This is a genomic window from Stenotrophomonas lacuserhaii (assembly GCF_039674585.1).
Lineage (GTDB): Bacteria > Pseudomonadota > Gammaproteobacteria > Xanthomonadales > Xanthomonadaceae > Stenotrophomonas > Stenotrophomonas pennii_A.
On sequence record NZ_JBDJNU010000021.1, the window covers coordinates 50,800 to 63,387 of the forward strand.

The 12,588-nt window shown below is 68.9% G+C and carries 11 protein-coding genes; 4 read left to right on the forward strand and 7 right to left on the reverse strand.

The features are described from left to right. The first annotated feature begins 99 nt into the window (after positions 1 to 99). On the forward strand, positions 100 to 1,464 hold the full coding sequence (hglS, locus tag ABE522_RS10080; protein ID WP_346591569.1) for a 2-oxoadipate dioxygenase/decarboxylase HglS: 1,365 nt from the start codon (positions 100 to 102) through the stop codon (positions 1,462 to 1,464). Here the strand turns inward: hglS and ABE522_RS10085 are convergent. Both ABE522_RS10085 and ABE522_RS10090 read right to left on the reverse strand, forming a co-directional pair. After that, a complete protein-coding gene (locus tag ABE522_RS10085) occupies positions 1,441 to 2,214 on the reverse strand; it encodes a hypothetical protein (RefSeq protein ID WP_346591570.1) in 774 nt (257 codons plus the stop codon). The two genes, hglS and ABE522_RS10085, sit on opposite strands and share 24 nt — an antisense overlap. 74 nt (positions 2,215 to 2,288) lie before the next feature. Further along, entirely contained in the window at positions 2,289 to 3,803 is a 1,515-nt protein-coding gene (locus ABE522_RS10090; protein ID WP_346591571.1) for an acetyl-CoA hydrolase/transferase family protein, read from the reverse strand. A 408-nt stretch (positions 3,804 to 4,211) separates the two neighbouring features. On the opposite strand from ABE522_RS10090, the gene glnE reads away from it, so the two are divergent. Continuing rightward, entirely contained in the window at positions 4,212 to 7,010 is a 2,799-nt protein-coding gene (gene glnE, locus ABE522_RS10095; protein WP_346591572.1) for a bifunctional [glutamate--ammonia ligase]-adenylyl-L-tyrosine phosphorylase/[glutamate--ammonia-ligase] adenylyltransferase, read from the forward strand. 239 nt (positions 7,011 to 7,249) lie between these two features. Here the strand turns inward: glnE and ABE522_RS10100 are convergent, their stop codons facing one another. The 4 genes from ABE522_RS10100 to ABE522_RS10115 all read right to left on the reverse strand — a co-directional run bounded on the left by ABE522_RS10100 (position 7,250) and on the right by ABE522_RS10115 (position 10,453). Further along, a complete protein-coding gene (locus ABE522_RS10100) occupies positions 7,250 to 7,810 on the reverse strand; it encodes a queuosine precursor transporter (protein WP_346591573.1) in 561 nt (186 codons plus the stop codon). Positions 7,811 to 7,895: 85 nt separating this feature from the next. After that, on the reverse strand, positions 7,896 to 8,399 hold the full coding sequence (locus ABE522_RS10105) for a hypothetical protein (RefSeq protein WP_346591574.1): 504 nt from the start codon (positions 8,397 to 8,399) through the stop codon (positions 7,896 to 7,898). A gap of 23 nt (positions 8,400 to 8,422) precedes the next feature. Continuing rightward, the gene (locus ABE522_RS10110) at positions 8,423 to 9,262 is read right to left on the reverse strand and encodes a DUF2145 domain-containing protein (protein WP_346591575.1); all 840 of its coding nucleotides are present in this window, start codon (positions 9,260 to 9,262) and stop codon (positions 8,423 to 8,425) included. Positions 9,263 to 9,493: 231 nt separating this feature from the next. Then, positions 9,494 to 10,453: a mitochondrial fission ELM1 family protein gene (locus ABE522_RS10115; RefSeq protein WP_346591580.1), complete on the reverse strand. Its 960-nt coding sequence runs from the start codon at positions 10,451 to 10,453 to the stop codon at positions 9,494 to 9,496. Positions 10,454 to 10,581: 128 nt separating this feature from the next. Here ABE522_RS10115 and ABE522_RS10120 point away from each other — a divergent pair, with 128 nt between their 5' ends. Further along, positions 10,582 to 11,172, forward strand: coding sequence for a malonic semialdehyde reductase (locus ABE522_RS10120; RefSeq protein ID WP_192084238.1), 591 nt, complete (start codon positions 10,582 to 10,584; stop codon positions 11,170 to 11,172). 92 nt (positions 11,173 to 11,264) lie between these two features. Next, positions 11,265 to 11,975 carry a YceI family protein gene (locus tag ABE522_RS10125; RefSeq protein WP_346591576.1) on the forward strand — a complete coding sequence of 237 codons (711 nt, stop codon included), beginning with the start codon at positions 11,265 to 11,267 and terminating at the stop codon, positions 11,973 to 11,975. Positions 11,976 to 12,083: 108 nt separating this feature from the next. Here ABE522_RS10125 and ABE522_RS10130 read toward each other — a convergent pair whose 3' ends face one another. After that, positions 12,084 to 12,491 (reverse strand): hypothetical protein, encoded by a 408-nt coding sequence (locus tag ABE522_RS10130; protein WP_346591577.1) that lies wholly within the window; start codon positions 12,489 to 12,491, stop codon positions 12,084 to 12,086. Between the last annotated feature and the right edge of the window lie 97 nt (positions 12,492 to 12,588).

Below are 12,588 nucleotides of genomic sequence, written 5' to 3' on the forward strand. Positions count from 1 at the left end.
GCAAGGAGTCCGCCGAGCGTGGCTCGGCGCTACCAAAGCGGGCAGGGCCCGGCGACAATGCGAGCCGACACATGTTCCCTGTTCCTTGCCGGGTATCCCATGAGCGCTGTTGAATTTGTTTCGCCCGATGCCATCCGCCGCCTGTTCGCCCAGGCCATGTCCCGCATGTACCGCAGCGAAGTGCCGCTGTACGGTGATCTGGTCGACCTGGTCGCGCAGATCAACGCGCAGGTGCTGGCCGAAGACGCCGCACTTGCCGAGCAGCTGCAGCGCAACGACGGCCGCGGCCGGCTGGATGAAGAACGCCACGGCGCGATCCGTGTCGGCAGCGCCGAAGAACTGTCCACCCTGCGGCGCCTGTTCGCGGTGATGGGCATGTACCCGGTCGCCTACTACGACCTCAGCGTGGCCGGTGTGCCCGTGCACTCCACCGCGTTCCGCCCGATCGAGGCGGCGTCACTGGCGGCCAATCCGTTCCGTGTGTTCACCTCGCTGCTGCGGCTGGAACTCATCGAAGATGAAGCACTGCGTGCCCAGGCGGCAGACATCCTGTCCAAGCGCCGTATCTTCACCGACGAGGCGCTGGCGCTGATCGACCAGGCCGAACGGGAAGGGGGGCTGCACGCCGAAGACGCCGAGCGCTTCGTCGCGCAGGCGCTGGAAACCTTCCGCTGGCACGGCGATGCCACGGTGGCGCTGGACACCTACCACGCGCTCGGCAACGCGCACCGGCTGATCGCCGACGTGGTCAGTTTCCGTGGTCCGCACATCAACCATCTCACCCCGCGCACGCTGGACATCGACGCGGCGCAGGCGGCGATGATCGAACGCGGCATGGCCGCCAAGGCGGTCATCGAAGGCCCGCCGCGCCGCCGCTGCCCGATCCTGCTGCGGCAGACCAGCTTCAAGGCGCTGGAAGAGGCCGTGCATTTCCCCAAGGACGGCGGCGGCGATGCCGGTACCCACACCGCGCGCTTCGGCGAGATCGAGCAGCGTGGCCTGGCGCTGACCCCGAAAGGCCGCGCGCTGTACGACCAGCTGCTGGCACAGGCGCGCGAAACCGAAGGCGCCGGCAGCACCAGCGGCGATTACGGCCAGCGGCTGCAGGCGGCCTTCGCCGGCTTCCCGGACGACGATGCCACGCTGCGCAGCGAAGGGCTTGGCTACTACCGTTACCAGCTGACCGACGCCGGCCGTGCAGCGCAGCCGCGCGTGGCCGAACTGCCGGCCGAAGTGCTGATCGCCGAAGGCCTGGCCACCGCCGATCCGATCATCTACGAAGACTTCCTGCCGGTCAGCGCGGCGGGCATCTTCCAGTCCAACCTGGGCGGCGGCGAACAGCGCGCGTATGCAGCGCATGCCAACCGCGATGCATTCGAAGCCGCGCTGGGTGCGCGGGTGCACGACGAGTTCGCGTTGTACGAACAGCTGCAGCAGGACTCACTGGTCGCGTTGCGGAGTTGAGCCTGGCGCCGGGTCGCCCGCTGCGGCCGCTGGGGCGGGTGCAGTAAGCAGCGCCACGCGGACGTCGGTGCACAGCGCGCTGTCATCATCCAGTGCATAGGCAAGGTGGGTCGGCCGCAGTGGCGTGTCGCCGACAAGGGCGCGCAGGTTCGGGTCTGAGGCATAGGCAGCCAACGCGGCCCACTGCCAGTTCAGCCAACCACTCAGTGCCCGACGTACCTGGTCTGCATTCACGGCTGTGCGTAGCGCTGATTCGCAGGCGATGGACTGCTGCAGGAAGCCATAGGTTCCCGGCAGGACGACCTTGCAGGCGCGTACCGCTTCATGCAGCCTGATCAATGCGGTCTGGTAGCCGGCGTAGCTGGGCGGCTGCGAGGGAACCGCCAGCCTGTAAGTGTCGCAGGCATCTGCGCGCAGATTGACCGGGCCCGCAGGCGAGTCGATGCGACGGTCATCGGCCAGCGCCAGCGTCAGTCGCTGCAGCAGCACGGCGCGATGCGTGGCGCACCGCTGCTGCGATGTGACCTGCAGACATCTATCGATGGTGGCAGGCGCACCTCGCTGCATGCAGCGCAGGCGGAGTGAATCGAAGAGGCTGATGCTTCCCGTCGGGCCGGTGCTCGCCGCGGAGGCGGGCGCATTGCGCGGCTCCACCTGGGCAAACGCAGAGCGTCGGGGCGCATCGGTTACCGCCGCCGGCGGGGCAATCGGCAGCGCGGGGCGCGGCGAAGAAGAGGGCGAGATAGGCATAGGGGCATTACGCCCCCGGACCGGCCCGGTTGCTTCCAGATTCCGCTCGCGCTGTCGACCATCCCGCCGCAGACTCAGGCTTTCATCGTGCCGGTATCCAGCCAGCGCTGGTGCCAGCTCAGCGCCTCCGGCAACAGGTGCGGGGTGTGCTTGCCGTAGCTTTCGCGGCTGGCGCGATCGAAATAGTCCTGCAGCTGCGCGCGGAAATCCGGGTGCGCGCAGTTGTCGATCACCACCTGCGCGCGCTTGCGCGGGGTCAGCCCACGCAGGTCGGCCAGGCCCTGTTCGGTGACGATCACCGATACATCGTGCTCGGTGTGGTCGACATGGCTGACCATCGGCACGATGGCCGAAATGCTGCCGTTCTTCGCGGTGGACGGGCTCAGGAAAGCGGACAGGAAGCCGTTGCGCGCGAAGTCACCAGAACCGCCGATGCCGTTCATGATCCGCGTGCCCATCACGTGGGTCGAATTGACGTTGCCGTACAGGTCCACCTCGATCATGCCGTTCATGCCGATGCAGCCGAGGCGGCGCACCAGTTCGGGATGGTTGGAGATCTCCTGCGTGCGCATGATGATCCGCTCGCGGTAGAAATCAATGTTCTCCTTGAAGGTCTCGTTGGCCTGCGGGCTCAGCGCGAAACCGGTGCACGAGGCATAGCTCAGCACGCCATCGCGGAGCAGGTCGAGCATGCCGTCCTGGATCACTTCGGTGAACGCGGCCAGGTCGCGGAAGCCGCTCTTGGCCAGCCCGGCCAGCACCGCGTTGGGAATGTTGCCCACGCCGCTCTGCAATGGCAGCAGGTTGGCCGGCAGGCGGCCCTTGGCGACTTCGTGCTTCAGGAACTCGATCAGGTGCGCGGCGATCTGCTCGCTGGTGCTGTCGATCGGACTGAACGGGCTGTTGCGATCCGGACCGTTGGTGCGCACCACCGCCACGATCTTGTCCGGGTCGCAGCGCAGCGCGGTTTCACCGATGCGGTCGTTGGCCTGCACCAGCGGGATCGGCTTGCGATGCGGCGGCAGCGCGGTGCCGTAGTAGATGTCATGCATGCCGTCCACGCCGGCCGGCTGCCACTCGTTGACCTCGATGATCACTTTCTTGGCCAGGTCCAGCCAGGTCTTGTTGTTGCCGACCGAGGTGGACGGCACCAGCGAGCCGTCCTCGCGGATCGCCGACACTTCGACCACCGCCGTATCGATATCGCCATAGAAGCCGAACCACACGTGCTGGGCCACGTGGCTGAGGTGGATGTCGATGTAATCCAGCTTGCCTTCGTTGATGCGGTTGCGTGCATCCGGGTCGCTCTGGAACGGCATGCGCATGGCGATGCCATCGGCCTTGGCCAGCGCGCCGTCCAGTTCCGGGGCGGTGGAGGCGCCGGTCATCAGGCTGATCTGGAACGGCAGCCCTTGCGCGTGCACCGCTTCGATGCGGCGGGCCAGTTCCACCGGCACCGCCTTGGGGTAACCGGAGCCGGTGAAGCCGCTCATGGCGACGGTTTCACCGGGTTGGATGAGCGCGGCTGCGGCCTCGGCGGAGACCACGCGGTCACGGAGACGCGCGTTGGCGATGCGATCTGCAGGCATGACGACGATGTTTCATGGGGGAAACCCCGATTATCGGCCAAACCCACCCGCAGGCGGCCTGCGACCTTGGTGGGATGGCGCTTCCGGCGTGAAGGCTTCTGTACCCTCCGGTATTGTTTTGCAGTGCAGCGTGCAATGTGGTTTTGCAGTCGGCACGATGGCCCTGCATCCCGACGTGGGGGAGGGAGCAGAGCCCGCTGGCAGTTCGCTGCAAGCGGGCTTTTTTACGCCTGCAGCGTACAGCTGAATAGGCGCTCGGTAGTAACGGCCGCTGGTGGGTGACGACCGTTGGTCGTCACGCTGTTGCCTGCCGCTGCGCTCGCCGGGCATGGCTCGGCGCTACCGCTCCTGCCTTCGGTAGTGACGGCCGCTGGCCGTCAACAGGCCGCAGCCCCCTACAATCCCCCCATGACCCCACCCTTCGCGCCGCTCCCCGACGCCCTCGTCCCGCTGGCCGACCGCGCCCTCGCGCGGCTGACCGTTGCCCTTGGCAGCGCGCCGGACGCCCCGCTTGAACCATTCCTGCGCCAGTTGGCGGTCGCCAGCGACTTCGCCATCGACACCCTGTGCCGGCAGCCCGCGCTGCTCGCCCACCTGGCCCGGGACGACTGCCCGCCCTTGCCGCTGCCGGTGCTGGAACCGCAGCACGCCGCCGAATGGCCGGCCCTGCTGCGACGCTACCGCGCGGCGATGTCCACCCGTCTGGTATGGCGCGACCTGGCCGGGATGGACAGCGTGCAGCAGACCCTGGCCGGGTCCACCGAACTGGCCGAACAATGCCTGCAGCTGGCGCTGGGCGCGCTGGAAATCGAGTTCGCGAGCCGCCACGGCGTGGTCCGCGATGACGCCGGCAAGGCGCAACGGCTGGTGGTGTTCGGGCTGGGCAAACTGGGCGGCGGCGAACTGAATTTCAGTTCCGACGTGGACCTGGTGTACGCCTTCGCGCAGCGCGGTGAATCCGATGGCGCGCGCCCGCTGGATGCCGATGAGTACTTCGCCCGGCTCGGCCAGCGGCTGGCCAAACTGCTCGATGACACCACCGCCGATGGCTTCAGCCACCGCGTGGACCTGCGCCTGCGTCCGTTCGGCCGGGCCGGCCGGGTGGCGATGTCGTTCGCGGCGATGGACCAGTATTTCCAGCGCGAAGGCCGCGACTGGGAACGCTATGCCTGGCTGAAGGCGCGCACCGTGGCCGGTGACATCGACGCCGGCGAAGAGTGGTTGGCGTCGCTGCGCCCGTTCGTATACCGGCGCTACCTGGACTTCACCGCGCTGGATGGACTGCGCGACATGAAGGCGGCGATCACCGCCGAAGTGGCGCGGCGTGACATGCACGAAGACATAAAGCGCGGTGCCGGTGGCATCCGCGAAATCGAGTTCCTGTGCCAGTCGCTGCAGTTGATCCGCGCCGGCCGCGAACCGGTGCTGCGCGAGCGGCGGCTGCTGCATGCGCTGGCCGCGCTGGTGGACGCGGGGCAGATCGCCGCCGAAGACGGCGCGGCGCTGCGCGAGGCCTACCTGTTCCTGCGCCGGCTGGAAAACCGCCTGCAGATGCTGCGCGACGCGCAGACGCATACCTTGCCGGCCGATGCGCTGGACCGGCTGCGCATTGCGATCGGGCTGGGGTACCCGGACTTCGACAGCCTGCGCGATGCGTTGGCCGTGCAGCAGCAGCGCGTGAGTACCGAATTCGGCGCGCTGCTGGCCCCGCGCAAGGGCAAGGCCGCGCCGGATGCGGTGGCCAGCTACTGGCGTGGCCTGCCCGGACACGGCGATGCGCAACTGCTGGTGGAAGCTGGCTTCGCCGATGCCCACGGCGCCGACCAGATGCTGCGTGATTTCGCGCAGTCATCCGGGGTGAAGTCGCTGTCCGATGGCGCGCGCACGCGACTGGACCGCGTACTGCCGGCGCTGCTGCATGCCGCTACCCGGTCACCGCAGCCCGATGCCGCGCTCAAGCGCGTGCTGGGCCTGCTGCAGGCGATCCTGCGCCGCACCAGCTACCTGGCGCTGCTGGACGAACAACCCAGTTCGATGGCGCGGCTGGTGGACGTGCTGGCACGCAGCGCGCTGCTCGCCGAACGGCTGGAAGCCTACCCGCTGCTGCTGGACGAACTGCTGGACGTGCGCGTGTCCGGGCCGCTGCCCAGCCGCGAGGAAATGCAGGCCGAGTGCGCGCAGGTGCTGGCGGTGGAAGACCCCGAATCGGCGCTGCGCTGGCTCAACGAGATCCGCCTGGCCCTGAGCTTCCGCATGGCGATGGCCAGCCTGGATGGTCGTCAGGGCGCGGTGGACAGCACCCGCCAGCTGGCCGAACTGGCGCAGGTGGTGGTGGAGGTGGTGCTGCAGCTGGCACAGGCGGACATGCGCCGCGCGCACGGTGAAATCCGCGACGGGCGCTTTGCGATCATCGGTTACGGCAGCCTGGGCGGGCTGGAACTGGGGTTCGGGTCGGACCTCGACCTGGTCTTCCTGCACGACAATCCGGCCGACGTGGAGGCCAGCGACGGCGCCCGTCCGCTGGAACCCGGGCGCTGGTACGCCCGGCTTGCGCAGAAAGTGATGGCCCTGCTGGGCGCGGTCACCGCCGCCGGCCGGCTGTACGACATCGACGTCCGGCTGCGCCCGGATGGCGGCAAGGGCGCGCTGGTGTCATCGCTGGCCAGTTACCGTGAATACCAGCGCGAACGTGCGTGGACCTGGGAACACCAGGCGCTGGTGCGCGCGCGTGGCGTGGCCGGTGATGCCGGTCTGCTGGAAGCGTTCGAAGACGTGCGCAGGCAGACCGTGGGCCGCCCGCGCGACCGCGCTGCGTTGCACGCGGACATCGTCAAGATGCGCCAGCGCATGCGCGCCGAACTGGCCCGCAGCGATGCGGCGCGGATGGACCTCAAGCAAGGCGCGGGCGGCGTGGTGGACCTGGAATTCCTGCTGCAGGCCGGCGTGCTGGGCACCGCGTCCGCGCATCCGGCGCTGCTTGAACCGCGCGATACGCCGGGGCTGATCGATGCGCTGGCGGCCAGCGGCTGGCTGCCGCCCGAACGCGCCACTGCACTGCAGGCCGCGCATGCCACCCTGCTGGAACTGGGACTGGCCTGCACGCTGGACCGGCGGCCGCGCATGGCCGCGCCAAGTGATGCGCTGGACCAGGCGCGTGCCACGATCAGCGCCGCCTGCGTGGAAGCAGGCCTCCCGTTCGACGCCTGATGCCGGGGTAATGACGGCCGTTGGTGGGTGGCGACCAAGGTCGCCACTACGGCGCCCGGCTTTGGTGGGTGGCTGCCGCTGCGCTCGCCGAGCATGGCTCGGCGCTACCGCTGTTGCTCCGGTAGTGACGGCCGCTGGCCGTCATGCTGTTGAATGCCCGGCTCTGGTGGGTGACGACCGTTGGTCGTCACGCTGTTGCCTGCCGCTGCGCTCGCCGAGCATGGCTCGGCGCTACCGGGTCAGCGCGCGCCGCGCACCGGTGCCATCTTCCACAACAACGCGCGGAACGGGGCCAGCAGGCACACGCCGATCGCCAGCTTCACCGCCAGATCGCCCAGCGCCCAGCTCATCCACGGCAGCGCCGAGCCGGCAAACGCGATGCTCCAGAAGATCGCCGTGTCCACCGTGGCACTGCAGGTGGTGGCCACCATCGGCGCGCGCCACCAGTTGCCCCGACGCAGCCGGTCGAACACGGTGATGTCCAGCAACTGGGCCACGATGAACGCCGAACAGGACGCCACCGCGATGCGCGGCGTGGCCACCCAGAACGACAACACCACCGCCAGCGCGAAGCCGGCCCACGCCACCCGGCGGGCCGGGCCCGGGCCGAAGCGGCGGTTGATCAGGTTGCTCACCAGGAACGCCACCGGATAGCTGAAGGCGCCCCAGGTCAGCCAGTCGTTGATCGGGTACTGCACCAGCACGTTGGAACCCAGCACCACCGCACCCATCGCCAGCACCGCCAGCAGCAGCGCGCGCGGGGTCATCGGGGCAAACACAGCGACAGGACGCACGGACATGGCGAGCCAGGCAGTTCAAAGGAAGGCGCGCATTATCCGCCCCGGCAGGGCCGCGCGGCCAGCCGGGGCATTCAGCCGGCAGCCATTACCAGGTCGTGCTGGTGGCGTCCGCTGCGGCGTAGGCCGTGGGCACGTAGGCCAGCTGGCGGCCCGCCGCATCGTGGACGTTCCAGCCCGCACCTGCCGGGGTCGGCACGAAGGCCACTGTCTGCCCGACCACGAAGCCCGCACCGGGATCATCCGCGCGCGCCGGCCATTCCAGGGTGGCGGTCTGGTCGTCCTTGCCCGGCACCTGCAGCTGCACGGTGCGCCCGCCTTCGGTGTTGGGGGTGACCACCTTGACCTCCATTTCCGGCAGCGGCTTGGCCGGCACCCGCTTGGCTGCGTGGTGCCGGGCGCTGGCCTTGAACGGGGCGGCGGACAGTTCGGCCAGGCCCACCGAAGCGGCGAACGGCACCGATACGGTGAACACGATGGAGATCAGCAGCGTGGTTTCGCTGCTGTTGAGGTCGCCGGCGCGTGCCGGCGGGGCCAGCAGCGACGAAGCGAGGATCAGGGCAAGGGCCGGCGTGGCGAAGGAACGGGACATGCGTGTCTCCTGCGGAATAGGGGTCAGGGCGTAGCGGCCGTGGCACCGGCCACGGGAACATGCGGGATGGAAAGTTCCTGCGGCAGGTGCTGGCGGGCGCGCAGGAAGTCGAACACCGATTCCACGCTCACCACCGAATAGTTGCCGGACACGCGCTCGGCCAGCGGATGGTCGGTGGTGGTGGCGTTGGCCACCGCCACGCGCGCGCCCACGCGTTTGCCCAGGTTGATATGCAGCACGCTGGGCAGGTAGCCGTTGGCGCGCAGCCACGCCTGCACCCGGGCGCGATCCTGCAGCGGCGCGGCGCCATCGGCGTCGGCCATCGCGGCAGCCAGCACCTCCAGTACCCAGCCGTTGGAGTTCTGGAAATCGGTGCGGTACGGATAGGCGACCACGTTGTAGCGTGGCTCGTGCAGGGCGTGCGCGGCGATGGCCGGCGACTGCAGCATGGCCTTCAGGCGTGCGGCCAGTGCCGGGTCCAGGACGCCCACGCGCAGGTCGGTGTGGCCGCCGGTTTCACCGATGAAGTTGGCCAGCCCTTCGTAGTACAGAAGCGAGCGGTCGGTCTTGCAGCGGTTGAGCAGGTGCACGGCGCGCCAGCGTCCGTCGTCGTCGCGCAGCAGGAAGGCCAGGTGGCTGTGGCGCAGGCCGTAACGGCTGAGGTCCTGGCCACCGCGCGCGGCAATCACCACGTCCACGTCGGGCAGGGCGTCCAGGCGCTCGGCGGTGGTCCAGGCCACGTCGAACATCGCCGCTTCGGCGGCCGGGCTGGGATGTCGTTCGCGGCAGGTGCCGCTGTCGGCCCGGGCGGTGGCCGGAGCGAGCAGCAGGAGCAGGGCGAGGGATAAGAAAGGACGGTCCATGTCGAGGGCATCATAGACTGAACTTGGTAGTGGCGATCTTGGTCGCCACCCGCCCACGGCAACAGCGGACGACCAACGGTCGTCACCCACCACGGCCGGGGGCATGACGGCCAGCGGCCGTCACTACCGGGGACCCGAATGGTCGTGACGGCCGCTGGCCGTCATGCCCTTGCCGCTGCGCTCGCCGAGCATGGCTCGGCGCTACCATGCCGTCACGGCCCCATCAGGGCGTCACAGTCCCAGGCGGTGCTTTACTTCGGCGGCTACGCGTCTGGTTTCACGCAGCGGTTCGATGGGGCCGTGGTCCCAGTCCAGCCAGCGCGGCTGCAGCCGGCCGCGTTCGTGCAGCGCCTGCTGGAAGTGACGCATGCGGCCCTGCGCGCTGGCCGCCAGCGCCACCATCACCGGCGCGCGCGTGGCGCTGGCTTCGGACAGCAGGTTCACCGAATCCGGTGATACCACCACCCGGTCGGCCCAGCCCAGCAGCCCGGCATACGGATTCACCCCGTCGCCGCCATCGCCCCAGATCACGTTCGGGATGTCGGCGAAGGTGTCACGCAGCGCATCGGCCAGTGCCGGCGGCGTGCGCCGCGAGGTGGTGGCCAGCAGGCTGCCACCCTCTGCGCGGATCTGCGCGGCGAGCTGCACGAACACCCCGCGCATGTCCTGTTCGTCCCAGGCCGCATGGGCGGTCGGCCCGCCGACCAGCAGCGCGGTGCGCGGGCCCGGCAGGCTGCGGAAGTCGGCAAAGGCGGCCCGCCCCAGCGACAGCCAGTCATCGTCCACCGGGTTCAGGCTTCCCAGCAGGGTCAGCACGTTGCCGCCACGCAGGCGGTCATGTTCGGGCACGATCACCAGGTCCCAGTGGCGCGCGCTGATGCGCGGATCCAAGATCTGCACCACCCGGCTTCCCCGCGCACGCAGGGCCCGCAATGCGCCGGCGGCCTGTCGGCCGCAGCCGATCGCCAGTGTCGGGGGCGACTGCAGCCGCGCGGCAAAGGCCTCGCCATACCCGTGCCGGGCGTCACCGGGCAGGCGGCGGGGCGACACCCAGCGCCAGGGCGCCTGCGGTAGCAGCACCAGCGGTTGGTGGGTGCCCAGACGCAGCGCGCCGGCCAGCGCCACGGCCTGCCGGACGTTGCCGGCGCGGCCATCGGTAATCGTCGAGGGCGCGCTCGATCGTTTCACGATTGGCATTAATTCGTTTCAGCCCTGCTGGGTGTTGCAACAGACGCGACACTCTACACTGCCCCGCATGGACCCGGCTGCAGGCCTGTTGGCAGGCAGCACCGGGCTGACGCTCTTTACCTGGAGGATGCATGTCGCACGAACTCGACGCTGCCGCGCTTGACCAGTTGTTCCGCACTGCCCGTACCGCGAATGACTTCCACGACAAGCCGGTGGACGAATCCACGCTGCGCGCGCTGTACGACCTGGTGAAGTTCGGCCCGACCTCGGCCAATTCCAGCCCGGCCCGCTTCGTGTTCGTCACCTCGAAGGAAGGCAAGGCCAAGCTGGCCCCGGCGCTGTCCGAAGGCAACCTGGCCAAGACGATGGCCGCCCCGGTCACGGTGATCATCGCCCACGATTTGGACTTCCACGAAAAGCTGCCGTACCTGTTCCCGCACACCGATGCGAAGAGCTGGTTCGACGGCCCGCAGGAAAACCGGCAGAAGCCGGCCTTCCTCAACGGCAGCCTGCAGGGTGCCTACCTGATCCTGGCCGCGCGCGCGCTGGGGCTGGACGCCGGCCCGATGACCGGCTTCGACCCGGCCAAGGTCGATGAAGCGTTCTTCGCCGGCACCGCGCTGCGCAGCAATTTCCTGGTCAACCTGGGCTACGGCGATACCGCCGGACTGTTCCCGCGTTCGCCGCGCCTGTCTTTCGACGAAGCGGCTCGCATCGTCTGAACCGTGTTTGTGTTTGAATCGGCCGGTCCCGTGGACGGGTCGATGTTTGCAGTCCATTCCCTTAGCGAAACAATCGAGAGAGAGTCCTGAACATGACCAAGACCACCAAGCTGCTGCTGCCGCTGGCCCTGACCCTGGCGATCGCCGCCTGCTCCAAGCCGGCCGACGAAGCCACCCCGGCCGCCGACGCCGCTGCCACCCCGGCCGCCACCGCGCCGGCCGCCACGCCGGCTGCCGACGCCGCCGCTGCCGCCCCGGCCGCCGAGGCGATCCAGATCGCTTCGGGCACCTACAAGCTGGACCCGACCCATACCGACGTGCTGGCGCAGTGGAGCCACTTCGGCTTCTCCAACCCGACCGCGCACTTCGGCAGCGCCGAAGGCACCCTGGTGTATGACGCGGCCGACGTGACCAAGTCCACCGTGGAAGTGAAGCTGCCGCTGACCGGCCTGAACAGCTTCACCGCCAAGTTCGACGAACACCTGAAGAGCGCCGATTTCTTCGACGCCGCCAAGTTCCCGGCTGCGACCTTCAAGAGCACCAAGGTGGAATCGGCCGGCACCAACAAGCTGACCGTCACCGGCGACCTGACCATCAAGGACCAGACCAAGCCGGTCACCCTGGACGTCACCATCAACGGCGGCGGCGAGCACCCGATGGCCAAGGTGCCGGCGGCGGGCTTCGATGCCACCACCACGATCAAGCGCAGCGATTTCGGCGTCGGCGCATACGCCCCGAACGTCAGCGATGAAGTGAAGATCCGCATCACCACCGAGGCCACCGGCGAAAAGCCGGCTGCCTGATCCCAGGTGAGTTGAATGAAAAAACCCGCCGGTGACGGCGGGTTTTTTTTTGCGGCGTTGGTACCGGGGTAGCGCCGAGCCATGCTCGGCGAGCGCAGCGGCGGGCAATCACCCCAACTGCGTCTGCATCCAGCGGTCGGCCACGGCGATCGGGGTCAGACGCGGGGTGATCTTCAACGACAGCGCCCGCACGAAATCCTGCGCGGCACGGCCATACGCCTGGCGCGCGATCATGGCGGCCTGCTTGGCCGTGGCCTGCTGCTTGCGCAGCTGCACCAGGTGGATCGACGGCCGTCCCGGCGGGGCGAATTTCTGGTCGCGGCGCAGCATGTCGGCCACCAGGCCGACATCGGCATCGGCCTTCAGCGCCAGCTGGCGGGTTTCCAGCAGCGCCTGCAGCGTGGGGCGCAATGCGCCGGCCTCGCCATGGGGGGCGAGCACGGTGTCAAAGGCGGAGGGGTCGGTCTGCAGGCGCGAAAGCGCCGCGGCGACGGTGGCAGCAAAGAGGTCGGTCATGCGGCCATTATCGCGTCAATCCGGTAGTGGCGGCCGCGGGGCCGGCAAAAACCGGAATAACGGCAGCGGCCCGCCCCGACCGGCCAGTAAAGGGCCC

Coding starts and splice junctions, on each gene's coding strand:
- ABE522_RS10085 (WP_346591570.1), bottom strand. CDS start 2,214: ATGCCTATCTCGCCCTCTTCTTCGCCGCGCCCCGCGCTGCCGATTGCC.
- ABE522_RS10120 (WP_192084238.1), top strand. CDS start 10,582: ATGTCGCACGAACTCGACGCTGCCGCGCTTGACCAGTTGTTCCGCACT.
- ABE522_RS10130 (WP_346591577.1), bottom strand. CDS start 12,491: ATGACCGACCTCTTTGCTGCCACCGTCGCCGCGGCGCTTTCGCGCCTG.
- ABE522_RS10105 (WP_346591574.1), bottom strand. CDS start 8,399: ATGTCCCGTTCCTTCGCCACGCCGGCCCTTGCCCTGATCCTCGCTTCG.
- ABE522_RS10090 (WP_346591571.1), bottom strand. CDS start 3,803: ATGCCTGCAGATCGCATCGCCAACGCGCGTCTCCGTGACCGCGTGGTC.
- glnE (WP_346591572.1), top strand. CDS start 4,212: ATGACCCCACCCTTCGCGCCGCTCCCCGACGCCCTCGTCCCGCTGGCC.
- hglS (WP_346591569.1), top strand. CDS start 100: ATGAGCGCTGTTGAATTTGTTTCGCCCGATGCCATCCGCCGCCTGTTC.
- ABE522_RS10125 (WP_346591576.1), top strand. CDS start 11,265: ATGACCAAGACCACCAAGCTGCTGCTGCCGCTGGCCCTGACCCTGGCG.
- ABE522_RS10110 (WP_346591575.1), bottom strand. CDS start 9,262: ATGGACCGTCCTTTCTTATCCCTCGCCCTGCTCCTGCTGCTCGCTCCG.
- ABE522_RS10100 (WP_346591573.1), bottom strand. CDS start 7,810: ATGTCCGTGCGTCCTGTCGCTGTGTTTGCCCCGATGACCCCGCGCGCG.